Raw genomic sequence first — 25712 nt, forward strand, 5'->3', positions numbered from 1 at the left:
AAAGAAAGGCCGGTCGGGAGAACCCGCCGGCCTGGAGCCCGCCGTGGCGGACCCACCGGGACCGCACAGGAGCGCCGGTGGAGGAGAGCCCCGCCGGCGGTACCTGAAGAGGCCCGCGGTCACAAAGGTGAAGACAGAAAAGTCAGGAAAGGGATACGAAGCTTGATGAACGAAGAACGAAGAGGAAGCGAAGACGAATCGGAAGCATAAGACAATTCAAGAAGCCAGTCAAAGCGAAAGAGCAAGGAGAAGCAAAGGAGTAAGCGCAGCCAGGAATCGTAGGGACAAGCTCGAGAAGTGAAGCGCGGAGAGCGGCGAACAAGCTCAAGCGGAAGCTGGTGACAAGCTGAAGCGAAGCATGAAGCTGGGTCGAACAGAGCCGAAGAACAGATAAGCGAAGCTCGGACCAAGATCGACAAGCTGATCACGATAAGCCAACTCGGCGGCGCGCGTCGCACGCGCCTCAACCATCCTCCTTAATCGCCTCGTAAGGCGGCTGTCATCGCGCGAACCGAAGCTCTCACCGGCGCCATGCGCCAAGTCAATCAATGAGCCCAACAGCAAGACCCATGGCATCCGGGTGGCGGCGGGGTAACGATCGCCCGGCGCAAGCGGCCGTCGATCACCTCGCTCGGCGCCCCCCAACGACCGGGGCTTGTACTGCGAACGGTGTGCCAGGGGCGCCGCGCCCGTCGAGTCTCCACGAAACAGTTCGACCGACGAGAGCGACATCTGCCGGATACATTCAGCAATGGGCGGGCCAACGGTGAAACCGCCGCCAGACCGGTGCCCGGAGCCCAAAAATCCGCAAAAACTTGCCCTCCGCCGCGAGCCGCATCGCGTCAAAGAGCGACGCAGTTCATACATTTCCGCAGGGACTGCTTCGATCCAGGGATGGGTTCAGATCCAGGACGCAATCCCCCCCTGGACATGAATGAGTCCACTTATCGAGGGGATCATCGCCCTGCGCCACACCGTGAGAGCGAACGATTGCGATGAAGCGGCACGGCTCCAGCTCGGCGCCTCACGGCGCGGGGCCCAGCGTCGGCGCGCGGCGCGCAGCGCGGCACGCATCCCGGCGCGCAGCGGGGCACGCGGCGCGCAGCGCGGCACGCAGGGGTGCGGCGCGGCTACCTGCAGCCGGCCTGGATCAACGGCTCCACCACCCTGCCGATGTTCTCCTGGGGCGCGGAGAACCGCTGGCCCTCGAGCTTCTTCAGCGCGCCCACGAACCGCGGCCAGCTGCCGCCGCAGGTCGCGAGCAGCGCGCTGAGCTCCTCGTTGCCCGAGTTGTAGACGCGGAACTGCACGAGGGCGGCGTTGTTGAGCGGGCGGCGCGCCCCGATGTCCGCCGCGAGCCGGGCGAGCACCGCCTGCTTCTCCGCCCGTTTCTCGGCGTCGGGCGCCGAGGACGCATAGAGCCGGTTGAGGTGGATGTAGGCATCGTGCAGCGCGCGCGCCCGCGCCTCGCCCCGCTCCTGCTCCCTCATGTAGGATGTCTTCTCCGCCGAGAAGGGGCCCACGCGCTCGTCCATGTAGGCCTTGGCGAGCTCGTCTCCCACGAAGTTCGCGAGGCTCTCGTTCAACCTCGTCTGGCCCTTCACGTACAGCGTCGCGTGCAGCGACTCGTGCAGCACCACGTTGGCCAGGTCGCCGAGCGCGTCGTCCCCGCTCGAGATCATCGTGGAGAGGACCGGATCCTCCAGCCAGCCGAGCGTCGAGTAGGCGCCGGCCGGGCGCACGTCCACGTCCCAGCCGGCCGCCTTGAGCGGCGCCGCGAACGCCCTGGCGTCCTCGAGATGGAACCACCCCAGGTAGGGCACCGTCCCGACGATGGGGAAGCTCCATGTCTTCGAGCGGAACCGGAGCGGCTCGCACGCGCTCACCACCCAGACGGCCGCCGGGCGCTCGAGCTCGACGTACGTCCTGTAGTTGCCCGTCGGCGTGAGCCCGTGGCGCTCCCCGAAGCGCTTGATGTGCGGGACCTCGCGCAGCAGGGCGCGCGTCCGCCACGATCTGCGCGCGTCGAAGGCGGCGTCCTTCAGCGACTCGGTCTTCCACGCCATCGAGAGCTGCCCGAGGCTCGCCTGCGCGACGTAGCGGATCTCGGTGCACCCGGCGAGCAGGGAGCAGAGCGCGAGCGCGAAGAGCGCGGAGGCGGCGCTGGCTCCGCGCGCGGGGAGGAGGAGGAGGACGAGCCGATGGAGCGGCGCGGACAACGAGCGCGCGGCGCCGCGACGCGCGGTGGCCGGAAGCCTTTCGCTCATGCTCTAGCTGATAGCTGGCGGCGCAGGCTTCACAAGATCTTCCGCGCGCGCCGGTGAGGACGGCGCGGCCGGCGGATCTGGACGGCACCCGGCGGGGCTGGACGGCGCGGCCGGCGGCTCAGGACGGCGCGGCCGGCGGCTCGGGACGGCGCGGCCGGCGGCTCAGGACGGCGCGGCCGCCCCCCACGCGCTGAAGTGCACGGCCGGGACGATCGGCGCGCGCTCCCGCGGCGAGGGCTCCTCCGCGGCGTACAGCGGCTCGCGCGCGAGCGGATAGTCGCGCGGCGCGCCGTTCGACAGCACCATCTGGATGAAGCTCAGGTGCCCGGTGCGGAACGCGGCGGCGGCGCACGCGAGGTAGAACTCCCACTTCCTCATGAAGGCCGCGTCGAAGCCGGTGACCCGCGCGATCTTGTCCCGGTTCTCCACGAAGTTGCGGCGCCAGCAGCGCGCCGTGAGCTCGGAGTGGCGCTGCAGGTTCTCCGCGTCGAGCACGCCGAGGCCGCGCTCCTCGGCGCGCGCCGTCATCCCCCGGAGCGACGGAGGCCAGTAGCCCGGGAAGATGTGCTTTTGCAGGAAGGGGTCAGTCCACGGCGACTCCTGTGCCCTCGTGACGCTCTCGAGGAGGCAGACGCCGCCCGGGGCGAGCAGCGCCTTCACCCGGTCGTAGAACACCTCGATCCGGCGCTCGCCGGCGTGGCACATCGACCCCAGCGAGACGAGCCGATCCCACCGGGGCTCGTCCTCGACCTCCTCGTGGCTCATCACGCGGACCTCCACCGGCAGCCGGCGCGCCGCCGCCTGCTCGCGGATGTACCTCGCCTGGTTCTCGCAGAGGGTGATCCCGAGGCACTGCACGCCGTAGGCCTCCGCGGCGTGGAGCATGAGGTGCCCCCACCCGCACCCGAGATCGAGCAGCCGCTGCCCGCGCCGCAGCGCGAGCTTCCGCGCGACGAGGGAGATCTTGTGCGCCTGGGCGTCGTCGAGCGCCTCGCCCGGCGAGCTGAAGTAGCCGCACGACGTCTGGAGGCGCCTGTCGAGGTAAAGAGCGTAGAAGTCGTTGCCGAGCCCATAATGACGCTCGACCGCGAGCCGCTCGCGCTTCGCCGCGCCGGAGAGCCACCCGAGCCCGAGCGCGTCGAGCACGTCGGCCGCGCCGAGCTCGAGCGACGACGAGGGCGCGAGGCGCGGCAGGCGCGCCTCGGCGGCGCGCGCGAGCTCGAAGAGGCCGGCGAGCGCGTCCTCGAGATCCCCCTCGAAGGTCACCTCGCGACGGATGTACGCCTCGCCGAGCCCCAGCGTGCCCCGGAGCGCGGCCGCGCAGAGCGCCCGCCGCGTCCTGAACGTCACGGAGAGCGCGGGCGCGCCCGCGCCGAAGCGCAGCCGCTCGCCGCCCCAGAAGCGCAGCTCGATCGGGGTCCCGTCATGGCGCTCGAGCAGGCGTGAGGCCGCCTCCTGGATACGACGGGACAACAGCGGAACTTCGCCCTTCCTCACGATGAACATCGGACCCCCTCCGCGACCCCCCGGCCGCTCGACGAGCTGAGCTGAGCTGAGCTTTCCCGTCAAGCGACATGTCATTCGTCCAGCGCCCGACAACGAGCCTCGAGACGCCCGCAACGGCACGCGGACAACCAGGGCATTCGATGTCGTCAATGACAGGACGAACGTAATCAAGCTCGCGGCTGCATCCGAGGATTCTTAAGGATGATCCTGATAGAGAGAGGTGTCTTCGGGAGAGTCCCGATAACGCCTCCGTGTCCGGAAGGTTTCATGTTCCCGACGAATGGGTGAGTCCAAGCCGCGAAGTCGGGGAGATGACTCGATTTTCTCCCTGCCTTGCCGCCGGCTCGGGTCTCCATCGCCGGTTTGCGCAGCAAGCGCTCGCCGCCGGAGGGCGGTCCGTGGTACGCGCGCCGGCCCGCGAGCACGCGGGGCGCCTCACCGGATCGCCGCGCCGCTCGGGCCCGAGCATCGACCAGGTCCACCGATCGCGCCTCGACAGCGGGCAGCCGGCAGCGCCTCGCGGGACGAGCGGAGGCGTCGGCGTCGCGCTTGCCGACGACGCGTCGCTCGTGCGCCTCGTGCTGGTGGACGCGATGTCCTCGGGCCGGAGCGCGCGCGGCGCTGGCGAGGCAGAGGATCGCCGAGGTGGGCGCGGCCGCGACCCGCGCGGCCGCGCGCGACGACGATCACGGCCGCGCGCACGACCACGACCTCACGCGCGGCCACACCCACGAGCACCGCCGCGACCGCTCGTGCAGAGACGTCGCGGTCGCGCGGGCGCAGAGGTCGCCCGGTGATCGGCGCGCGACCTCCGCGGCGGCTCGGCGAGACAGGCCTCCACGCGCGCACCTCCGCTGCGCTCCTCTCCCTGCGACGAGCGCGCGCGATCCGCGCTCCAGGACGAGCGCGCGCGGCGCGCGAGCTGCGCGCGCGGCCCGCACGAGTCGGTATACCGGAGCACATCCGCGCCGGAAGCGCGACGCCGCGCCCTGTCAAGGAGAATGGCGGCGACGCCACTTCAGCTTCCGTTTCGCTGGAATACAGGCTCTATTGGACCGTAGGCGGACTTCGGCGGCCGGTGGAGAACGAAGAGATCCCCGCCGGATGGAGAGCGACATCGGCCGCGACCGAGACGTGGCCATCGAGCGATCACGGCGGCGCCGGACGGCGAGGCGGCGCGGCCACCCCTTGTGGACACCAGAGGAGGAGGCATCAGTGAGCCAGGCCCGACCCCATGTGCTCGTGGTAGACGCCGAGAAGAGAGTCCTCGACCGGCTTGCGGTCGAGCTCAGCGAAGGCGGCTTCGACGTCACCTGCGCGGAGAGCGGCCGCGCCGCGATCGAGCTCGTCAGGGCGCGCCGGTTCGACCTCGCGGTCGCCGACGTGCGGGCGCCCGGCATGGAAGGCGCCGAGATCATCGCCGCGCTCAAGGCGATCAGCCCGGACCTCGAGATCCTCGTCGGCGCCGCGTGCTCCAGCGCCCAGGCCGCGGTGGCGTGCATCGAGAGCGGCGCCTACGACATCCTCGAAAAGCCATATAATATCGAGGACATGAAGCGGCGGCTCGGGGCGGCGATGCTGCGCACGCACCTCGACGCCGTGGCCGCCGTCCACCAGGCGAGCGCGGCCCTGGCCGCGTCCCTGTCGCGGGATGATTTCCCGGAGCGCGCCGTGGATCTCGCGGCGAAGGTGGTCTACACAACCGGCGCAGCCCTCTCCCTCGCCCTCGATCAGGGGCCCGCGCTGTACCAGGCGGCTTCCGGCGTGGAGGTGCCCGCGGCGTTCATCGCGCGGCTCGCCGGTCAGCTCGAGGGCGCGCTGGCCCCCGTCCGCCTGTCCGCGGACGACGCCCCCGACCTGCTCTGCACCGCGGAGGGCGATCGCTTCGGCGCCGCGATCGTGGCGCCGCTCCGCCTGGGCGAGAGCTTGTTTGGCGGCCTGGTGGTGCTCCGCGACGAGCGCCTGCCGCCGTTCACCAGCCAGGAAGAGCAGGCCATCGGCATCTTCGCGATCCAGCTCGCGCTCGCGTTTTACGGCCACAAGGTACAGCGCGCGCGCGGCCCGCGCGCCGCCTGACCGCCGCGCGCCGCGCGGACAGCGCGCCCCCGCCGCGCGGAGCCCGGACAGCGCGCGCCCCCGGCCGGCGCGCGGGCCGAGATCTGCGGCCCACGCCCGCAAATTCTTCGGCGATCTCGCGCGAGATTCCCTCTGGCTAATGCGTTCGCACCCCACTAAAGGAGGGGAGCGATGAGCCCCACTGCTGCCCCATCGACTCTCCCCACCAGGGCTCAGCGCGTCGCGCTCTTCTACCGGGATCTCGTCGGCAAGAAGTTCGCGATGGCGCTGAGCGGCGTCGTCTTCTTCGGCTTCGTGATCGGCCACATGGCCGGCAACCTCCAGGTCTACCTCGGCCGACAGAAGTTCAATGACTATGCCGCCTTCCTCCACGGGACGCCCTCGCTGCTCTGGGGGACGCGGCTGGTCCTCTTCCTCTCCCTCGTCGTCCACCTCTACACCGGCATCACGCTGACGCTGCACAGCCGCGCGGCCCGGCCGGTCCGCTACCAGGTGAAGGGGCAGAGGCACCCGAACATCGCCGCGCGCACGATGCTGCTGAGCGGCGGCTTCCTCGCCGCCTTCATCCTCTTTCACCTGCTCCACCTGACGACGGGCACCGTCCACCCGGACTTCGTGCCGCTCGACGCCTACGACAACGTCGTGAAGGCCTTCAGCTCGGCGCCCGTGACGATTGCCTACGTCGTGGCGATGGGCCTGCTCGGGCTGCACCTCTACCACGGCGCGTGGAGCATGTTCCAGTCGATGGGCCTCAGCCATCCCCGCTACACGCCCGCGCTCAGGAAGCTCGCGGCCGCGTCGTCGGTCCTGCTCGTCGTCGGCTTCTCCTCCATCCCGCTGGCCGTCCTGTTCGGCCTGGTCCGCTGAGCCCGGAGCGTCCGTCACCATGCAGCTCAATGCGAAGATCCCCGAAGGTCCCATCGAGAAGAAGTGGGACCAGCACCGCTTCAACCTGAAGCTCGTCAACCCGGCGAACAAGCGGAAGTACACGATCCTCGTCGTCGGCACCGGCCTCGCCGGGGGCGCGGCGAGCGCGACCCTGGCCGAGCTCGGCTACAACGTGAAGAGCTTCTGTTTCCAGGACTCTCCGCGCCGCGCCCACAGCATCGCCGCGCAGGGCGGCATCAACGCCGCGAAGAACTACCAGAACGACGGCGACAGCATCTACCGCCTCTTCTACGACACCGTGAAGGGCGGCGACTACCGCGCGCGCGAGGCCAACGTCTACCGGCTCGCGCAGATCAGCGTGAACATCATCGACCAGTGCGCCGCGCAGGGCGTGCCGTTCGCGCGCGAGTACGGCGGCGTGCTCGCGAACCGCTCCTTCGGCGGAGCGCAGGTGTCGCGGACGTTCTACGCGCGCGGGCAGACGGGGCAGCAGCTCCTCCTCGGGGCCTACCAGGCGCTCGAGCGGCAGATCGGCCTCGGCAAGGTGAAGATGTACCCGCGCACCGAGATGCTCGACCTCATCGTGGTCGACGGCAAGGCGCGCGGCATCATCACCCGCAACCTGATCACCGGGGCGCTCGAGACGCACCTCGGCGACGCGGTCGTCCTCGCCTCGGGCGGCTACGGCAACGTCTTCTTCCTCTCGACGAACGCGAAGGGGTCGAACTGCACGGCCATCTGGCGGGCGCACAAGCGCGGCGCGCTGTTCAGCAACCCCTGCTTCACCCAGATCCACCCGACGTGCATCCCGGTCTCGGGCGACTACCAGTCGAAGCTGACGCTCATGAGCGAGTCGCTCCGGAACGACGGCCGCATCTGGGTGCCGGCGAACGGGGGCGACACCCGCTCGCCGGAGCTCATCCCCGAGGGCGAGCGGGACTATTACCTCGAGCGCCGGTATCCGAGCTTCGGCAACCTCGTGCCGCGCGACGTCGCGTCGCGCGCGGCGAAGGCGGTGTGCGACGAGGGCCGCGGCGTCGGGCCGACGCGGCTCGGCGTGTACCTCGACTTCTCGGACGCGATCCGGCGCCTCGGCAAGCCGGCGATCGCCGAGCGCTACGGCAACCTCTTCGACATGTACGAGCGCATCACCGGCGACGACCCGTACGCCGTGCCCATGCGCATCTACCCGGCCATCCACTACACGATGGGCGGGCTCTGGGTGGACTACAACCTGATGAGCACGATCCCCGGCCTCTACGTGCTCGGCGAGGCGAACTTCTCCGACCACGGCGCGAACCGCCTGGGCGCGAGCGCGCTGATGCAGGGCCTGGCCGACGGCTACTTCATCATCCCGTACACGATCGGCGACTACCTCGCGTCGACGAAGCTCGAGCGGGTCGACGACCTCCACCCCGCGGTGAGGGACGCCGAGCGCGACGCGAGCGGCCGGCTGAACAAGCTGCTCGCCACGAGCGGCTCGCGCACGGTCGACTCGTTCCACCGCGAGCTCGGCAAGATCATGTGGGAGCAGTGCGGGATGGCGCGCAACGCGCCCGGGCTGAAGGGCGCGCTCGCGCGGATCCCGGAGCTCCGGGAGCAGTTCCACCGCGACGTCCGCGTCTCGGGCACCGGCACCGGCTTCAACCAGGAGCTCGAGAAGGCGGCGCGCGTCGCCGACTTCTTCGAGCTGGCGGAGCTCATGTGCCGCGACGCGCTCAACCGCGAGGAGTCGTGCGGCGGGCACTTCCGGGAAGAGCACCAGACGCCCGAGGGCGAGGCGAAGCGCGACGACGAGAACTTCACCTATGTCGCCGCCTGGGGCTGGCGAGGCGAAGGCCAGGCCCAGGAGCTCTACAAGGAGCCGCTCCAGTTCAACGAGGTTCACCCCACGCAGCGGAGTTACAAATAATGCGCCTCACCCTCCATGTCTGGCGGCAGAAGGGCAAGTACGAAGCGGGCCGGTTCGTCACGTACGAGGTGCCCGATGCCAGCGAGCACATGTCCTTCCTCGAGATGCTCGACGTGCTCAATCAGCGGCTCATCCTCAAGGGAGAGGAGCCGATCGCGTTCGATCACGACTGTCGCGAGGGCATCTGCGGCATGTGCGGCTTCATGATCAACGGCCAGGCACACGGCCCCCTCCGTGGGACGACCGTGTGTCAGCTGCACATGCGACACTACAAGGACGGTGATGTCCTGTGGCTCGAGCCGTGGCGGGCCCAGGCGTTCCCGGTGGTGAGCGACCTCTCCGTCGATCGCAGCGCGTTCGATCGGATCGTGGCGGCGGGCGGCTACATCTCGGTGCCGACCGGCAGCGCGCCCGACGCCAACGCGATCCCCGTGCCGAAGCCGGTCGCCGAGCGCTCGATGGACGCGGCCGCCTGCATCGGCTGCGGCGCCTGCGTCGCCTCGTGCCCGAACGCGTCGGCCTCGCTCTTCACCGCGGCGAAGCTCACGCACCTGAACCTCTTGCCGCAGGGCCAGCCGGAGCGCGATCAGCGGAGCCTCAGCATGGTGGGGCAGATGCGCGTCGAGAGCTTCGGCCACTGCACGAACGTCGGCGAGTGCGAGGCGGTCTGCCCGAAGGAGATCCCGCTCGACGTGATCGCGCAGATGAACCGCGATTACCTGCGCGCGACGCTGCGCCACCGCGAGCAGCAGGCCAAGGGCGGCACCGGCTGAAGCGCGCGGACACGCCGCAGCGCCGGCCTCGACCGGAGGCTGACGCGCCCTCGTTTCAGCAAATTTCAGCACGATTCCGGCGAAGCCCCCCCACCCCACACGTCCACACACGTCACGGACGCAGGCGCCCCGTCGCGGCCGTCTCACCGCACGGGCGCGCGGCGCCGCCGCGGGGCGGTCGCGCGCCCGCTGGCCCGGGCGCCGTCGAGAGGCCGCGCCGCGGCCGGCCCCTGCGAGCCCCGCGGCCGCCGCCTCCGGGTCAGGCCCCCCCTCCCCCGGCCGCGGAAGCAGGCTGCGCAGCCTAGGCACCGGGGTCACCCCTGTACGCGTCGTGCCATGACAGGCGAACCCTGGCGCTGTCAGCACGCCAGCAGGCCTCAAGAACGTCCTCAACGGATAAAAATCCGTATCGTCCTCCCGCGATTTTTACCAATAGGCGGGAATTGCGCGGGGCCTGTGGGCAACCGATCAGGAATCTCCTGAGCGTCGACTCAGGGAGTTCCTAAACCGTCGTCGCGAATCATGAGCAGACCGTACAGCCAAAGTGGGATAACCACTCGGCTTGTTTCAAGAACATCTCGCCGCGATTTGCGTCTACGGGAGTGGCGATGGCGACCTTCCAAATGCGACGAACCCTAGACACTCCAGTAGCAGCGCAACCGGGAAGATGACGTGGGGCTCTCCCGCGCGACAAAGAAACGTGTCAGGGTCAACAGCCGCTTGTTCGAGCTCGCTAGTTCGAATAGCCTCGGAAGCTGTCCCGAACGGGAGCATGCTTCATAAGGCAATTGTGGTCACCCCACCCCGTGTCGTAGAGTAGATTGAACCTAGAGCGCCGCAGCGAGGGGGGGGCATCCCGCTGCGAGCGCGCCAGGATCGCATCAGATCATCGCTCTTCTGCGAGGAGCCGGTCGAGAGGGGGGCCGGCAGTAGGAGAAGCAGGGCACCACACGCGGCGATCTATCTCTCGGCGGGTCCGCAGATCCGCTTTCGACATGGGGACGACGCGCACCGGGACCGCAGACGGGTCGACCGGGCCGGGCAGACCGCCGGCCGGCGCCTCTGCACTGTTCGCGCTGCGGGCCGGCGACGCCGCGCCGGGGCGACGAGGTGGTCGGATGCGGGAGTTGGAACATCAGAACAGGTCTATCTGAGAGCGAAGAAGTAGGAGGGGACTTCATGAGCAGCTGCATCGACGGCCTGAACCTGTATCCAAAGAGCGTCCACGATGCCGCCGTTGTGCTCGACACCGTGACGGACCGGCTCATCGCCGCGGGCGACCGCCGCGCGGCGTTCACCGACGTTTACGGGATCGTCACGCGCGCTGTCGCGGCGCAGGTCGAGCGGCCCGACGGCATGTTCCTCGAGCCGGCGTGGATCTCGCGCCTCGCCGGCCGTTTCTGCACGCGGTACCTCGAGACGCTCCGCTGGTCCGAGCGGGGCGTGGCGCAGGACTGCGACGCCTGGCACGTCGCGTACGCGAGCACGTCATCCCGGTTCACGCCTCCCGTGCAGAACGCGCTGCTCGGCTTCAGCGCCCACATCAACTACGATCTGGTCTTCGGGATCCACGCCACGGTCGTCGAGTTCGGGCACGGCCGCGACGCACGGATGCTCGCGCGGCTCAAGCACGATCACGATCAGGTCAATACGCTGCTCCGCCTCGCGGTCACCGAGGCGCTCGAGCGCCTCGCCGCCCGGCACGGCTGCGCCCTGAGCACTTTTTTCCACGACAACGCCCCCGACCTCGCGACCTGGGTGGCCATGGAGATGCTCTCGCGCTGGCGCGAGCGCGTCTGGGCCGACGTCCTCGCCCTGCTCGCGGCGGGCGGCGCGGGCGAGCGGGCGGCGCTCACCCGCGCGGTGGAGCAGCGCTCCGCGCGCATCGCGCAGGTGCTCGCGCTGCCGTCGCTCCACCACACGCCTGGCGCGGCGCTCCGGCTCCTGTCAAGGGCCGCTTGATCGCGGATCGAAACCGGAGCCCGGCGCGATCGTAGAATGGGGGCATGAGCCAGCTGCCCAAGGAGCCGCCCGCCGACGAGATCACCCCTCCAGCGCTCTACATGCGCCGGCGCGAGCTCCTCAAGAACGCGGCGCTCTTCGCCGGCACCGCCTCGGCCGTGGGCGGCGGCCTCGTCTGGCTCACGGGCGGCTCGGCAGGCGTGGCGGACGTCGCCGCGCCAGGCGGTGAGGGCGCGCGCGCCGGTGACGACAGCGCGCCGCCGCTCCCCGGCGCCGCGCCGCCGCCCAGCGCCGCGAGCGGCAGGAGCCCGTTCGTCACCGACGAACCGCGGACGGACTACGAGGCCATCGTCTCGTACAACAACTTCTACGAGCTCGGCCTGAGCAAGTCCGAGCCGGCCGAGAACGCCGGACGGCTCAGGCTCCGACCGTGGACCGTCGCGTGCGAGGGGGAGCTCAAGAAGCCCGAGGTCATCGACCTCGACACCCTCCTCCGGTGGTTCCCCCTGGAGGAGCGCGTCTATCGTATGCGCTGCGTCGAGGCGTGGTCGATGGTGATCCCCTGGCTCGGGTTCCCGCTGGCCGCGCTGCTCCGGCGCCTCGAGCCGACCTCGCGCGCCCGGTACGTCCAGTTCACCACGCTGCTCGACCCGGCGCAGCTGCCCGGGCAGCGGAGCGACGTCCTCGACTGGCCCTATGTCGAGGGGCTGCGGCTCGACGAGGCGATGCACCCGCTGACGTTCCTGGCGGTGGGCCTCTACGGCAAATCGCTGCTTGGCCAGAACGGAGCGCCCCTTCGCCTGGTGGTCCCGTGGAAGTACGGGTTCAAGGGGTGCAAATCGATCGTGAGCATCAAGCTCACCGAGCGGCAGCCGAGGACGACCTGGAGCCAGGCCGCGCCGGACGAGTACGGGTTCTACGCGAACGTGAACCCCGCGGTGGCTCACCCGCGCTGGAGCCAGGCGACCGAGCGGAGGATAGGTGAGCTGCGCCGCCGCCAGACGCTGCCGTTCAACGGCTATGCGGAGGAGGTCGCGGGCCTGTACAGCGGCATGGACCTGCGGGAGAGCTTCTGAAGATGAGCTCGCCGATCGAAGCGGTGAGGGCGGTGAAGGCGGCGTCGCCGCCGCGCGCCGCCGCGCCGCCGCGCAGGAAGCAGCCCTGGCTCCCGCCCGCGATCGTCACGGGCGGCCTGATCCCGCTGGCCGTGCTCGGCCTGCGCGCCTTCACCGGGGCGCTCGGCCCGAACGCCGTCGCCGAGGCGCTGAACCAGCTCGGCCTCCTCGCGCTGGTGCTGCTCATCGCCTCGCTGGCGGCGACGCCGCTCAAGCTCGTCTCGGGCTGGACGTTCCCCCTGCGCATCCGCAGGGCGCTCGGGCTCCTCGCCTTCTTCTACGCGTGCGCCCACTTCCTGACGTATGCCGGCGTCGATCAGGGGCTCGACGTGCGCGCCATCGTCGAGGACATCACGGAGCGGCCCTTCATCCTCGCCGGCTTCGTCGCGCTCCTCCTGCTCGTCCCGCTCGCGGCGACGTCGACCGCGCGCATGCTGAAGCGCCTCGGCGCCGCGCGCTGGAAGCGCCTGCACCGCCTCGCGTACGTCGCCGCCGTCCTCGGGGTCGTGCACTTCTTCCTCCGGGTGAAGAAGGACGCGACGGAGCCGATGATCTACGCGGCGCTGCTCGCGCTGCTCTTCGCCGTGCGCGTCGCGAGCGCCGTCCTGCACAGGCGCGCGGCGCGGCGCTGAGCCCTGCGCCGCGACGTCAGGCCAGGCCGACAGCGGCCGCGGCGCGCTCAGGGCACCGCCGGCGGGCTCCCGCGCAGCATGAAATAGATGAGCACCCCCGTCACCGACACGTAGAGCCAGAGGGGCAGCGTCACCCGCGCGACCCGGGCGTGCTTCGCGAAGTTCGCCTTGTAGGCGAAGTAGAACGACGTCAGCGCGAGCGGCACGATGCCCGCCGACAGCACGATGTGCGAGATGAGGACGGCGAAGTAGACGGCGCGGAGCGGCCCGGTGCCCTGGTACTTCGTGTCGCCGTGGACGAAGTGGTAGGCGAGGTAGCCGACGAGGAACAGCGACGAGGCGACGAACGCCGAGACCATCAGGTACTTGTGCACGACCACCGCGCGGCGCTTGATCGCGAGCCAGCCCGCGACGAGCAGCGTGGCGGCGGTCGCGTTCAGGGCGGCGTTCAGCGGCGGCATGAAGCGGAGATCGGCGCCGCCCGCGCCTCGCCGGATGATGAGGATATAGGCGAGGAACGCCAGCGCGGCCGCGGAGAGCACGGCGTTGAAGACGTAGAACGACCTGTCGCTGGTGCGGGTGAGCAGGCCGACGGGCTTCAAGGGGCTCGAGGCGTGGGTCGACATCGCGCGGTCCATACCAGAGGAGCGCGCTGGGCGCGAACGCGGGCGGGCGAGCGGGCTCGAGCGCGAGCGAGCGAGCAGCAGCGGACGGAAGCGAACCGGGGCGACCGAAGCTGACCGATGCAGATCGAAGCGCACGGGCCGAGGCGCGTGCGGGCGCCGGCGTCGCGCTGACGCCCGCGCGCCCGCGGGCTACGCGGAGCTCGGCGCGATCCCCATCGGGGGGCTGCGATCCGCGTTCCGCAGCGGCTCGCGCATGGTCACGAACTCCTCGGCCGCGGTCGGGTGGATGCCGATCGTCGCGTCGAACTGCGCCTTGGTCGCGCCGCACTTCAGCGCGACGGCGAACCCCTGGATGATCTCGCCCGCGTCCGGCCCGACCATGTGGACGCCGAGCACCCGATCGGTCGCGCGATCGACGACGAGCTTCATCATCGTCTTCTCGTCGCGCCCGGAGAGGGTGTGCTTGAGCGCGCGGAAGATCGAGACGTAGACGGCGACGTCGTGGTGCTCGCGCGCCTGCGCCTCGGAGAGGCCGACCGTGCCGACGTTCGGCTGGCTGAAGACGGCGGTCGGGATGCCGGTGTAGTCCACGCGCGCGGGCTCGCCGCGGAAGAGCATCTTCGAGAGCGCCATCGCCTCCGTGATGGCGACGGGCGTGAGCTGCACGCGAGAGATCACGTCGCCGAGCGCGTAGATCGACGGGACCGACGACTGGAACGCGTCGTCCACCACGACCGCGCCGTCCTCGTCGAGCTCGACCCCGACCTCCTCGAGGCCGAGCCCCCTCGTCTTCGGCAGGCGCCCCGTCGCGTACAGCACGCAGTCCGCCTCGAGCTCGGTGCCGTCGGCGAGCGCCGCGCAGAGCCCGTCGCCGCGCCGCTCGATGCTCTCGACGCTCGCGCCGAGGTGGAGGTCCAGGCCCTTCTTCTGGATCTCGGCGGCGAGGAACGCGCGGATGTCGTCGTCGAAGCCGCGCAGCAGGTGCATGCCGCGGTGGATCAGCGACACCCTGGCGCCGAGCCCGTGCAGGATGCCGGCGAGCTCGACCGCGATGTAGCCGCCGCCGACGATGACCGCCCGCCGCGGCATCGTCTGGAAGTGGAACGCTTCGTCGGAGGTGATGGCGAGCTCGCGCCCCGGCAGGTCGGGGATCCAGGGGTAGCTGCCGGTCGCGACGAGGATCCGCTCGGCGGTGATCGTGGCGCCGTCGATCTGGACGGCGTGCGGATCCACGACCCTGGCCTGCCCCCAGTGGATGTCGGCGCCCGAGTTCTTCAGCAGCCGCTCGTAGACGCCGTTCAGGCGCTCGATCTCCTTGTTCTTGTTGCGGAGGAACGTCGACCACTCGAACGACGGGCCGGCGTGCCCGCTCCCGCCGGCGCCGTGGCCGGGCACCGTCCAGCCGTAACCGGCGGCGTCCTCGAAGTCCTCGGCGTAGTGCGAGGCGTAGACGAGGAGCTTCTTCGGGATGCACCCCAGGTTGACGCAGGTGCCGCCGAGGTGGCGCGACTCGGCGACGGCGACCCGTGCGCCGAAGGAAGCGGACATGCGGGCTGCGCGCACGCCGCCGGAGCCGGCGCCGATGACGAACAGATCGTAATCGTACTTGGACATGGTGGACGACTATGCCCCATGCGGGGCGCGGTCGCCGCGCAGCGTACGCCGGTCGGGGCGCCGGCGGCGGGGGCGGCGGTCCGAGAGGCGCCGCTCCTTCCGGCCACACCGGCGGGGATTCTGCTACCGTCCCGCCGTTGCGCTCCTCGACCCACACCGGAACCTTCGCCGCGGCCCCGTCGCCGCGCGGCGGCGCGCTGCCCGAGCCGCGCGCGCCGCGCCTCTGGGGGCGCGCGCGCCGCGCCCTGCCCTTCGCGCTGGCGATCGGGCTCGTCGCCTTCGTCCTCGGCCGGCTCGACTTCGGCGCCTTCCGCGCCGCCCTGTCGCGCGTCGACGCCCCGCTCTTCGGCGCCTTCGCCGCCGTCTTCATCCTCGCGCTCCTCGCCGCCGACACGTTCGCGACCGTGCTCGTCTACCGCCGCCTGATCGCGCCCGTCGCCTTCCGCGATTTCTTCGTGCTCCGCGGCGCGTCCTATCTCCCGTCGCTGCTCAACCACCACGTCGGTCAGGCGTTCATCACGGTGTTCCTCGCGCGCGCGCACGGCGTGCCGCTCGCGCGCGTCGCCGGCGCGACGCTCGTCGTCTACGCGTCGTGGCTCGGCTGCCTGCTCCTGCTCGGCGCGGTCGCCGTGCCCGCGAACGGCGGTCCGCTCGCCGGGTCCGCCCTGCTCCTCGGCGCCGGCGTGCTCTACCTCGCGATCCTCGCGCTGCGCCCTGCCCGGCTCGCCCGCACGAAGCTCCTCGCCCCGCTCTTCGAGGCGGGCGTGCGCGGCCACCTCATCGCCCTCGCGGCGCGCGTGCCCCACCTCCTCGTGCTGTTCGTCGGCACCTGGCTGCCCTTCGGGCTCTTCGGCGTGCGCATCCCCTTCGCGGCCGCCCTGACCTACATCCCGATCCTGATGGTGGCGGTGACGCTCCCCCTCACCCCGCAGGGCTTCGGCACGCGCGACGTGCTCGCCGCCGCGCTCTTCGAGCGGTTCGCGGCCGGCGCGACGCGCGAGGAGCGCCTGGCGGCCGTCGCCGCGACGACGACGACGTGGGCCGTGGCGCTCACCCTGGTCGAGGCCGCGCTCGGCCTGGCCCTGCTCCGTGGCGCTCTGCCCCACATGGAGGCGAAACGGGTCACCGGGGCGGCGGGCTCCGGCGCGGCGGGCGACGCGGGCTCCGGCGACGCGGGCTCCGGCGTTGCTCGAAGCGAGCCTGCATGACGCGGCCTGACGCGGCTCGCTGCTGGCGTTGTCACGGTATTTGCTAAGTACGAACGGACACGGACAAAGCGCGGACAACGATCTGGCAACGGGCTGTCACGGCATTGAATAGGAGTCGCTGAGCGGACAACCAAGAGAATGGTCGACGCGACAAGCCTGGAGCGATAGGCTCCGGTACCTCGCTGCGTCTTTCTCCGCTCTTGACGGGCGCCCCCCGCTGAACATCGCTGCTCGGTCGATCCGGGCAGAGCCCACCGTCCATGAAGAACCTTTATCGCTTCCTCGCCTCGTCCGATCACAGCGTCGCCCGCGCCGTGCGCCAGGTGCGGCATCAGGTCCGCACGTTCACGCTGCCTGCGCCGCGGCCGGTCGTGCTCCCGGCGCGCGTGGCGTTCGAGGCGGCGCGCGACGCGTACTACTTCGGCGCTCGCGTCCTCGTCTGCGAGCCGCATTTCAAGTCGTACTGCACGCAGTACGGCAAGGGCGTCCGGACGGGGAACTTCATTCACTACATCCAGGGGCGGGGCGACATCATCCTTGGCGACAATGTGGTGCTCGACGGCAAGATCAACTTCGTCTTCGCCGCGCGCTTCTCGGACCGCCCGACCTTGCGGATCGGCGACAACACCGGGATCGGGCACGACTGCCGGATCATCGTCGGCAAGTCGATCACCATCGGCAAGCACTGCCGGATCGCGGGCAGCGTCTACATCCTCGACTCGAGCGGCCACCCCAGCGACCCGGAGGACCGGAAGCGGGGCCTGCCGCCGGCGGACAGCGAGGTGAGGCCCGTCGTGATCGAGGACAACGTCTGGCTGGGCGCCCGGTCGATGATCTTCCCCGGGGTCACGGTCGGCGAGGGCAGCGTCGTCGCGGCAGGCTCGATCGTGATGGCCGATGTCCCCCCGTACACCGTCGTCGCTGGCAACCCGGCGCGCCGGGTGGCATCACTCCGGACCGAGCCGCCGCCGCCGCTCGTCGAGCCCGCCGCGGACCGCTCCGATGCAAGGAGCAAGGGCGCGGAGGACGCGGCGAGGCGCTCGCTGTCCGACAGCGCATCTTAACCCTGGAGCTCTTGATGGCGATTGAGGTGGAGAAGGTGATCGAGGTCATCGTCACGGTCGGCAGCCTCCCCGCTGCGATCAAGCCCGATGACGACATCTACGACGCGGGGTTCTCCTCGATTCGCGCGCTCCAGCTCCTCACCGAGCTGGAGGACAGGTTCAACGTGACCCTGCCCGACGACAAGTTCAGCGTCGCCCGCACGCCGCGCGCGCTGAGCCAGCTGATCCAGGAGCTTGCCCCGTGAGGAAGACCGTCACCGTCGAGCTCGCGACGCCGGCGACCGAGATGGCGCAGGAGGAGATCCCGAAGCAGATCGCCTTCCTGTCGAAGGAGATCTCGAACATCCGCTTCGTCCGCGAGGGCGCCGCGCTCGAGTTCGAGGCCCCCGAGGAGCGCGCGGGCGACCTCGCGAGCGCGGCCGCTGGCCTCGCGCGCACGATGCAGCGGAGCCTGCGCGCGCTGACGCGGAAGCTCGTGTACCGCAGCCCGGCGTGCGACAGGGTGGAGTTCCGCGGCGGCGCGCTCCCCGACGGCGTCACGCAGATGGGGCAGGGCCAGGTCGCCCTCGAGGGTATCCCGCTGCGGCTCTACCGCTACTTCGATCGCTCCCTGGAGGCGCTCGGCGCGCCTTTCTCGCCGAGCCCGATCCTCGTGCCGACGTTGATCCCGGCCGCGACGCTGGCGAAGTGCGACTACTTCCGCTCCTTTCCTCACATCGTCACGTTCACGTGCCACCTGCCGGAGGACATGCCGCGCATCGAGGACTTCCGGGCTCGGCACCAGGACCGGGACTCGCTCGACGAGCGCGCGCTGAGCGACATGGCGCCCCCGGAGGTGTGCCTCTCGCCGGCGGTCTGTTACCACGTGTACGCGGCGAACCGGGACCGCGTGCTGCCGGCGGGCGGCGCGCGCTACGCGCTCGCGGGCCGCTGCTTCCGCTACGAGTCGAGCAAGATGGTCGACCTGCGGCGGCTCTGGGAGTTCACGATGCGGGAGATCGTCTTCCTCGGCTCGCGGGAGAACGTCCTCGGGCTGCGCGAGCAGGGGAACGAGCTCGTGGCGCGCTACCTCGACGAGCACCGGCTGGCCGGCGAGATCCGGACGGCGAGCGATCCGTTCTTCATCGCGCCGGACGCGGCCGCCAAGACGTACTTCCAGATCAGCAGCGAGACGAAGTACGAGATCTCGCTGATGCTCCCGGAGGGCGAGCGGGTGGCGGCCGGCTCGCTGAACTACCACACCGACTTCTTCGGCCGCGCGTTCAGCTGCAACGTCGAGGGCGCGGGCCCGATGCACAGCGTGTGCATCGCGTTCGGCCTGGAGCGGTGGGTCTACGCGTTCCTCGCCCAGCACGGCAACGACCCGGCCGGCTGGCCGGACATCGTGCGTCGCGCCCCGGAGATGGCCAACCTCTAGTTACGAGGCCGGCGCGCAGTTCCGTTTGCTCGGTGTTTCTGCCAGGCTCGCGGCCATGCAGCTCGAGCACGTCGACCCGGTCGCGGTGGCGGAGGAGGCCAGCCTTGTCCTGCGCGAGGCGTGGGCGCCGCCGGCGCTCCACTACACGGCCGACTACCTGAGGTGGCAGCTCGGCTTCCCCGGCCCGGCGCCGCGGGCCGTGCTCGCGCGCGAGGGCGGGGAGCCGGCCGGCTTCATCGGCGCCGCGCCGCGCCGCTTCCGCTTCCGCGGCGCCGCGTCCGAGGGGTACGTGCTCTCGTTCGTGAGCGTGCGGCCGAAGTTCCAGGGGCAAGGGCTGGCGAGCCGGCTGTACGCGGAGCTCCTCGACGGCCTTCGCGGGTCCGGCCTGCCGATCGTCGTGTTCGTGGAGGCGCGCTCCGTGGCCGCCCGGCGTGTGCTCCTCAAGGCCGTCGAGCAGGCGGGGTTCAAGCTGAAGGCGCTGGCCGCGTGCCAGAACCACGGCTTCGTCCCCCGGGCGAGCGCCAGGCCGGCGCAGGCCGTGGCCACGCCAGCGGGGGCCGTGGACGAGGTGCTCGCGGCGATCGCGGCGTGCGACGGCGTGCGCGTCCTCTGGTCCGCGCCCGACGCGGCGCAGCTCGAGCACAGCCTGCGCGACCCGCGATCGCGCAGGCTGCTGCGCGTCGAGGAGGCCGGCCGAGCCGTCGGCGCCGCGGCGGTGTTCCTGTCCGAGATCGCGACGGCCGCGCGCGTCGACCGGGTACCGACCGTCGACGCGCTCTACCTGCCAGAGCCGACCGCCGAGCGGGTCGCGGCGGTGCTGCGCGCGGCGTCGGAGGCGTTCGCCGGGGAGGCGACCGTGCCGGTGGTGAGCGCGCCGAACCTCGCGATCGTCCCGCAGGACCAGCTCAGGCCGGCCGGCGCGCGCGCGACGGGCGCGACCTTCGACGCGTTCGTCGTGCACCCCGACGGCGCGCCGTGGCTCGACGCCGAGGTGACCAACCTCGAGGTCGTCTGAAACGAGGCGAGGCGACTCCCGGCAAGGCGAGGCGCGGCGAGGCGAGGCAACCATCTCCGGAGCAGATGGGATCCATGAAGTGAATGCCGATTCACAAGATGGATCGGCGGGCGCATGCTGGGTCTCATGAACAACAGCTCTTCCACGCAGGCCATGCAGATCCGTCGATCCAGCGAGCGCGGCTATGCCGATCACGGTTGGCTCCAGTCATTTCACACGTTCTCGTTCGCCGACTACCAGGACCCGGACCACATGGGCTTCCGGGCGCTGCGGGTCATCAACGACGACTACGTCGCTCCGGGGCGCGGGTTCGGGACGCACGGGCACCAGAACATGGAGATCGTCACCTATGTTCTCGAGGGGGAGCTCGAGCACAAGGACAGCATGGGGAACGGCTCGACCATCCGCCCCGGCGAGGTCCAGCGCATGTCGGCCGGCACGGGCGTGTACCACAGCGAGATCAACGCCTCGAAGTCGGGCGTGACCCACCTGCTGCAGATCTGGATCTTGCCGGACCGGCGCGGGTACACGCCGAGCTACGAGCAGAAGGCGTTCTCCGAGGAGGAGCGCCGAGGCAAGCTGCGGCTGGTCGCCTCGCAGGACGGGCGCGATGGCTCGGTGACCGTCCACCAGGACGTGAGCCTGTTCGTGGGGCTCCTCGGACAGGGGCAAGAGGCGCGGTACGAGCTGGCACAAGGGCGGAATGCCTGGGTCCACGTGGCGCGCGGCAGCGTCGAGCTGAACGGGACGCTGCTCGAGGCGGGGGACGCGGCGGCGATCACGGCGGGCGGGGCGCTCCGCCTGGTCGGGAAGGACCCGGGCGAGGTGCTGCTGTTCGACCTCGCCTGAAGCGCGGGCCTCGCCGCTGCCGCGCGCGAGGTCACCGAGGGGAGAGGCGGTGTGTTCGCCGCTGCCGCGCGAGGTCACCGAGGAGAGAGCGGGGTGTCGCGGCGAGGGCAGCCGGAGCGCTGCGCGCGCCCCGCGCCAGGTGCCGCACGCCGCGCACGCCGGTCAGCGAGGATCGAGCGCACGAGTCGGCGCGGCGGTCCGCTCACCGGTCCTCGTCGCTCGGCGTCATCAGGCGCATCATCTCGAGATCGTCTGGCTGACCGCGCTCGCCGAGGGCGCGGAGCACGCGCGCGCGGTCGGCGGGCGAGCGGTTCTGGCTCAGCTTGAACTTGCCCTCGAGGCGCTCGATCGCGATCGAGAACCCCACGATCCCCCGAAGCAGGCTCTCGTGGAGCGCGCGATCGAGCCCGCGCGTGCTCCAGGGCTCCGCCGCGCCGCGCTCATGGATGCTGGTGAGGTCGTCGAGCAGCCCTGTCAGCTCCTCGTCGCTCATCGGCCCTGCCGCGCGCCCGTGGGCGTGCACGACGGCGTAGTTCCAGGTCGGCACCTGCCTTCCGGGCTCCTCGTACCACCGCGCCGAGACGTACCCGTGCGGCCCCGAGAACACCGCGACGAGCGGCCTGCCCTCCGTCGCCAGCCGCCAGATGCGGTTCGCGCGCGCGACGTGGGCGCGGAGGCGGCCGTGGGGCCCCGCGCCGCGATCGAGCACGAAGGGCAGATGAGCGATCTCGATACCTCCCTGCTCGTCCTGCACCATGAGGCAGCCGAAGCTGTGTGCCTCGATGAGATCGAACTGCCGATCGATGTCAGTCTCCAGGAAGGATCCGGGCGAGTACATTCACGGAGCTTACACCCGCCCCGCCGCGCGGGTCACCTGGCCCCGTGCGCGGCGCCGCGCCTGAGGTCGGCGTCGGCACCCTCCGAAGGGCTGTACGACGCGCGGGTTGCTCCTGACAAGCCGCGCGCGGCGCCGGAACGAGCGCCGCGTCGCGGGGCTTCCGCAGGCGCGGCCCGGCTTGCTCCAGGGACGGCTCCCGCTACATAGAGAGATCTATGGACGCCATCGACCTTCTCGAACGCCAGCACCGCGAGCTCGAAGAGCAGTTTTCCGGGCTGAAAAAGGCATCTTCCGTCACCGCTGAGCAGTTCTCCACGGCCGCCGACCTCCTCGCCACGCACATCACGGTCGAGGAGCAGCACTTCTACCCGGCGGTCAGGGCCCGCCGCACCGAAGATATCCTCCTCGAGTCGCTGGAGGAGCACCTGTCCCTCAAGCGCGTGCTGGCCGATCTGCTGGCGCTCGAGACGACGGACGAGAAGTTCGGGCCCAAGCTCCACGTGCTCGCCGAGCAGCTCGAGCACCACCACAAGGAGGAGGAAGAGCACCTCTTCCCCAAGGTGAAGAAGCTCCTCGACGAGGCCGGGCGCGAGGAGCTCGGGCAGACCATGCAGGCGAGGATGGGCGAGCTGCGACGCGGCGAGCCCCGCAAGCTCGTCCTGGGCCAGACCGAGGAGGCAGCACCCCTTCCGTGAACAGCGCGGCGATCGTCCCGCGCCGACCGGCGGCGCGGGACGGAGCCGCGGCTCTGCCCCTCGCGAGCCGGCCGCGCGCGAGCGTGCTGGATGCTGGCTGGATGCTGGAATGACATCATGATGCAATGCGCGCGTGCCTCGGCTCACGGTACGCACGCCACGCACGTCACGCACGCCGCTCATGTCGCTCACGCCGCTAACACTGGCCACGCGCTGTCTTCGCGGCGAGAATTCCATCCGGCGCAATACGATTTTTGTAGAAGGGTTTCCCTTACCGTTGTTATCGTACCCTGCCGCGAGTCTCGCGGCAGGAGTCCGGGATGGCATCGGCGACAAGGCACATGGCGGAGGAGCCGGTGGAGAGTGCCTGATACCATGCGCCTGCTCCCCGGCGCCGCTGGCGCGAACGGCGCTGGCGGTCGCCGGCGCGAGCGAGCATCATCGTCGACGCGCGGCGCGCACGGGGAACCTTCGAAGGAGGTAGGATGACTGCTCGACCTGTACTCTCGATTGACACATCCTTCGACCCCGACAGCGCCTGGTTCGCGACGGGCCGGACGCAGCTCTATGGTCGCATGGGAGAGCAGTTCTCCATCGTACCGTTCGGGCGCGCCAGCGCGGAGCGGCGGCGGATACTCCGCCAGATCGCGCGAGCCGAGGGCGCGGGCAACCCCTTCCGCGCGATCGTTGTGTCGTCCCACGGCAGGACGAGCTGCGTTGTCGACGACGAGTCGCCGGACGGCATCCTGCTATCGCACGAGAGCCCGGCGCCGGAGATCGAGCTCTGGGCGCGCGGTCGCGTGCTCTACTTCTGCTGCGGCGAGACCGCCAGCGGCCCGCTGTTCGACCGGCTCCTCGACGCGGGGGCGCGCGCGGTGGTCGGCTTCACGGGGCGGCTCTGCGCCACGACCGTCGAAGGCAAGTTCTTCTGGCGGCAGCTCGACCAGGAGCTCGTGACCTGCGCGCTGCACGACCAGCTCGCGCCGGGCTATGAGCGGGCGAGGCAGCAGTTCCTGGAGCGCGTCGCGACGCGGATCGCCGGGCTCCCCGACGGAACAGCCCGGGAGGACCTCGCGAGGTTGCGGGACCTGCTCGCATCGATGGTGATCCGCGGCGCCGAGAAGCGCTGATACCTCGCCGCTCACGTACGTCTCTGGTTCCCTGGTTGCGCTGCGGGTGGCGAGCTGCCCGGCCAGAGGAGCACAGCTGGTAGTTGCGCGGCGCGGGCAGGCCCCTGCTTGAGCCCTGCTGCCAGCGGGCGGATCATTCTGGACCGTTCGTTCCAGAATGCTCGATCCGCCGGGCAGGCCCCCCTGCTTGAGCCCTGCTGCCAGCGGGCGGATCATTCTGGACCGTTCGTTCCAGAATGCTCAGTCCAGAGTGAGCCCCACGCGCGAGGGGCACCCGAGTCCGGCAGGAGCCCCCGTGCCGCGCAATCTCATCCTCTCCTCATGCGCCGGAGACAACCTCGGGGCGCAGGGAAGGAATCCGATTGGACTGATGAGATCGAGAGAAGAATTCACCAGGACACCAGGAACGCGAAGCCGAGGAGATGAAAAATTCTATTCTTCCCTTCGCCTTTGCCGGCTCTCTCCTTCTCGTCCGGGCACCGCTCCAGAGCGGCTCTGGCAGGACGCCGTGCGGTCCTGTACATCCAGGAGAGCGATGAGACGCAAGCGATTCACCACGCTTTTCTCGGCGGCGCTCTTCCTTTTCCTGGCGGCCGGGGCCGGCGACGCCCTCGCCAGCCCGGCCGCGGCGCGGACGGCGTCGTTCCTGGATGGCGGGCGGCGCGTCTCGGCCGAGCGGCTCGGGCCGGCTGCGCTGGGCGCGACCGGCGCCGTGCTCGCGCCGGTGCGGCTCCACTACCCCGGCGGCCGGACGGTCCAGGCGAGCGTTGGCGCGACCGCGATCGTGGAGGTCGAGCCGGGCGCCGAGGGCGCGCTCGCCGCGGCGGGCGTGGAGGTGGTGAGGCCGCTGATGCCCTCGATCGGGCTGTGGCTCGTCAAGGACACCAGCGGCGGCGACGGCCTCGACCTCGCCGAGCGGCTGCAGGGCGCGGCGCGGCCAGCGTTCCTGCGCGAGGCGATCCCGGACCTCCACGTCCGCCTCGTCGCGCGCGGGGCGCCGTTCACGCCGAATGACCCGCGACTTCCCGGACAGTGGTACTTCGACGACCTCCGGATGGAAGAGGCCTGGGGGCGCACGCGAGGAGACGCGTCCACATCCATCGTCGTCGTCGACACCGGCTGCGACCTCGACCACCCAGACCTCGCGGCGAAGATGGATCCGGGCCGGGATGTCATCGATGGCGACGACGACCCCACCTACAAGCCGGGCGAGGACGGCGTGAGCCACGGGACGGCCTGCGCAGGCCTCGTCGCGGCCGACACCGACAACGGCGTGGGCATCGCGGGCGGCTGCCCGGCCTGCAGGGTGCGGTGCGTGCGGCTGCTCGACGACGAGCCGCGGCCCATCTCCCAGTCGGTCGACGCCTTCGAGTTCGCGCTGCAAGTGAACGCCTCGGTGGTGTCGAACAGCTGGGGATACGCCGAGCCGATGCCCGTCCCCAGGGTGGTCGAGGACGCGATCGACCGGCTCTTCGACGCCGGGCGCGACGGGAAGGGGGCGCTCGTCCTCTTCGCCGCCGGCAACGATGACCGGGAGATCAACGACGACGAGCTCCAGGCCGTGCGGGGCGTGCTCACCGTGGGCGCCGTCAACCATCTGGAAGAGCAGACGTCGTTCACGAACCGCGGGAGCTCCATCGATCTGGTCGCGCCCACCGGGACGCTGAGCACTGATATCGCCGGGAGCGAGGGAGACAGCCCGACCGATTATACCTCGCTCTTCGGGGGGACCTCGTCGGCGTGCCCGGTGGCGGCCGGCGTCGCGGGGCTGCTCGTGAGCGCCGCGCCCGAGCGGACCGCGAGCGAGCTCTACGACGTCATGATCCGCACGGCCCGGCCGGCGCCGTACGCGGTGCCGGACGAGAGCGGGCACGACCCCATCTTCGGGCACGGGATCATCGACCCTGTCGCGGCGCTCAGGGAGCTGCTGGGGGACGAGCCGCCGCCCCCGCCGCTGGAGGGAGACGGCGAGCCCGGCCCCGACGCGGCCGAGCAGGTCGGCTGCGCATGCGCGGCGGCGGGCGCTCCCTCAGGCGAGCGGCGCGGCCTGGCGGCCGCGGCGATCCTCGGCCTGGCCGCGGCGGTGCGCGGGCGACGCGCGGCCCGCGCGCGCCGCGGAGGGTGA

General features: G+C 70.7%; 21 protein-coding genes. 16 read left to right on the top strand and 5 right to left on the bottom strand.

Annotated elements, in window-relative coordinates:
* Positions 1-1130 precede the first annotated feature (1130 nt).
* The gene (locus WME89_RS40110; protein WP_438004861.1) at positions 1131-2267 is read right to left on the bottom strand and encodes an aminopeptidase; all 1137 of its coding nucleotides are present in this window, start codon (positions 2265-2267) and stop codon (positions 1131-1133) included.
* Between the two features lie 162 nt (positions 2268-2429).
* Positions 2430-3740, bottom strand: a complete 1311-nt coding sequence (locus tag WME89_RS40115; protein WP_438004862.1) for a class I SAM-dependent methyltransferase — start codon at positions 3738-3740, stop codon at positions 2430-2432.
* 1248 nt (positions 3741-4988) lie between these two features.
* Between WME89_RS40115 and WME89_RS40120 the strand changes: the two genes are divergently transcribed.
* The 7 genes from WME89_RS40120 to WME89_RS40150 all read left to right on the top strand — a co-directional run bounded on the left by WME89_RS40120 (position 4989) and on the right by WME89_RS40150 (position 13131).
* Complete coding sequence (locus WME89_RS40120) at positions 4989-5849, top strand: response regulator (RefSeq protein WP_438004863.1); 861 nt, start codon at positions 4989-4991, stop codon at positions 5847-5849.
* A 171-nt stretch (positions 5850-6020) separates the two neighbouring features.
* Positions 6021-6716, top strand: coding sequence for a succinate dehydrogenase cytochrome b subunit (locus tag WME89_RS40125; protein WP_437659330.1), 696 nt, complete (start codon positions 6021-6023; stop codon positions 6714-6716).
* 19 nt (positions 6717-6735) lie between these two features.
* On the top strand, positions 6736-8649 hold the full coding sequence (locus tag WME89_RS40130) for a fumarate reductase/succinate dehydrogenase flavoprotein subunit (protein ID WP_438004864.1): 1914 nt from the start codon (positions 6736-6738) through the stop codon (positions 8647-8649).
* The gene (locus WME89_RS40135; RefSeq protein ID WP_437501812.1) at positions 8649-9422 is read left to right on the top strand and encodes a succinate dehydrogenase/fumarate reductase iron-sulfur subunit; all 774 of its coding nucleotides are present in this window, start codon (positions 8649-8651) and stop codon (positions 9420-9422) included. The genes WME89_RS40130 and WME89_RS40135 overlap by 1 nt, the downstream gene beginning before the upstream one ends.
* 1179 nt (positions 9423-10601) lie before the next feature.
* Complete coding sequence (locus tag WME89_RS40140; protein WP_438004865.1) at positions 10602-11384, top strand: DUF5995 family protein; 783 nt, start codon at positions 10602-10604, stop codon at positions 11382-11384.
* A gap of 44 nt (positions 11385-11428) precedes the next feature.
* Positions 11429-12460, top strand: coding sequence for a protein-methionine-sulfoxide reductase catalytic subunit MsrP (gene msrP, locus WME89_RS40145; protein ID WP_438004866.1), 1032 nt, complete (start codon positions 11429-11431; stop codon positions 12458-12460).
* A 2-nt stretch (positions 12461-12462) separates the two neighbouring features.
* Positions 12463-13131 (top strand): sulfite oxidase heme-binding subunit YedZ, encoded by a 669-nt coding sequence (locus WME89_RS40150; RefSeq protein ID WP_438004867.1) that lies wholly within the window; start codon positions 12463-12465, stop codon positions 13129-13131.
* A gap of 47 nt (positions 13132-13178) precedes the next feature.
* Here WME89_RS40150 and WME89_RS40155 read toward each other — a convergent pair whose 3' ends face one another.
* Both WME89_RS40155 and gor read right to left on the bottom strand, forming a co-directional pair.
* On the bottom strand, positions 13179-13769 hold the full coding sequence (locus WME89_RS40155) for a DUF420 domain-containing protein (RefSeq protein WP_438004868.1): 591 nt from the start codon (positions 13767-13769) through the stop codon (positions 13179-13181).
* 177 nt (positions 13770-13946) lie between these two features.
* Complete coding sequence (gene gor, locus WME89_RS40160) at positions 13947-15371, bottom strand: glutathione-disulfide reductase (protein WP_437659324.1); 1425 nt, start codon at positions 15369-15371, stop codon at positions 13947-13949.
* A gap of 137 nt (positions 15372-15508) precedes the next feature.
* Between gor and WME89_RS40165 the strand changes: the two genes are divergently transcribed.
* The 6 genes from WME89_RS40165 to WME89_RS40190 all read left to right on the top strand — a co-directional run bounded on the left by WME89_RS40165 (position 15509) and on the right by WME89_RS40190 (position 20924).
* Positions 15509-16579 carry a lysylphosphatidylglycerol synthase transmembrane domain-containing protein gene (locus WME89_RS40165; RefSeq protein WP_438004869.1) on the top strand — a complete coding sequence of 357 codons (1071 nt, stop codon included), beginning with the start codon at positions 15509-15511 and terminating at the stop codon, positions 16577-16579.
* Between the two features lie 260 nt (positions 16580-16839).
* On the top strand, positions 16840-17643 hold the full coding sequence (locus WME89_RS40170) for an acyltransferase (protein ID WP_438004870.1): 804 nt from the start codon (positions 16840-16842) through the stop codon (positions 17641-17643).
* Positions 17644-17657: 14 nt separating this feature from the next.
* Positions 17658-17888 (top strand): acyl carrier protein, encoded by a 231-nt coding sequence (locus WME89_RS40175; protein ID WP_438004871.1) that lies wholly within the window; start codon positions 17658-17660, stop codon positions 17886-17888.
* Positions 17885-19060, top strand: a complete 1176-nt coding sequence (locus tag WME89_RS40180; RefSeq protein WP_438004872.1) for a hypothetical protein — start codon at positions 17885-17887, stop codon at positions 19058-19060. Before WME89_RS40175 ends, WME89_RS40180 begins: the two co-directional genes overlap by 4 nt.
* A 55-nt stretch (positions 19061-19115) precedes the next feature.
* A complete protein-coding gene (locus tag WME89_RS40185; protein ID WP_438004873.1) occupies positions 19116-20075 on the top strand; it encodes a GNAT family N-acetyltransferase in 960 nt (319 codons plus the stop codon).
* Between the two features lie 126 nt (positions 20076-20201).
* Entirely contained in the window at positions 20202-20924 is a 723-nt protein-coding gene (locus WME89_RS40190) for a pirin family protein (protein ID WP_438004874.1), read from the top strand.
* Between the two features lie 202 nt (positions 20925-21126).
* On the opposite strand, the gene WME89_RS40195 is transcribed toward WME89_RS40190, so the two are convergent.
* The gene (locus WME89_RS40195) at positions 21127-21762 is read right to left on the bottom strand and encodes an FMN-binding negative transcriptional regulator (protein ID WP_438004875.1); all 636 of its coding nucleotides are present in this window, start codon (positions 21760-21762) and stop codon (positions 21127-21129) included.
* A 215-nt stretch (positions 21763-21977) separates the two neighbouring features.
* Here WME89_RS40195 and WME89_RS40200 point away from each other — a divergent pair, with 215 nt between their 5' ends.
* From WME89_RS40200 to WME89_RS40210, 3 genes are all read left to right on the top strand, one after another.
* Positions 21978-22457 carry a hemerythrin domain-containing protein gene (locus WME89_RS40200; RefSeq protein WP_438004876.1) on the top strand — a complete coding sequence of 160 codons (480 nt, stop codon included), beginning with the start codon at positions 21978-21980 and terminating at the stop codon, positions 22455-22457.
* 485 nt (positions 22458-22942) lie between these two features.
* Positions 22943-23587 (top strand): hypothetical protein, encoded by a 645-nt coding sequence (locus tag WME89_RS40205; RefSeq protein WP_438004877.1) that lies wholly within the window; start codon positions 22943-22945, stop codon positions 23585-23587.
* 535 nt (positions 23588-24122) lie between these two features.
* A complete protein-coding gene (locus WME89_RS40210) occupies positions 24123-25712 on the top strand; it encodes a S8 family peptidase (RefSeq protein WP_438004878.1) in 1590 nt (529 codons plus the stop codon).

Source organism: Sorangium sp. So ce321, from assembly GCF_051530195.1.
In the GTDB taxonomy this organism is placed as follows: domain Bacteria; phylum Myxococcota_A; class Polyangia; order Polyangiales; family Polyangiaceae; genus Sorangium.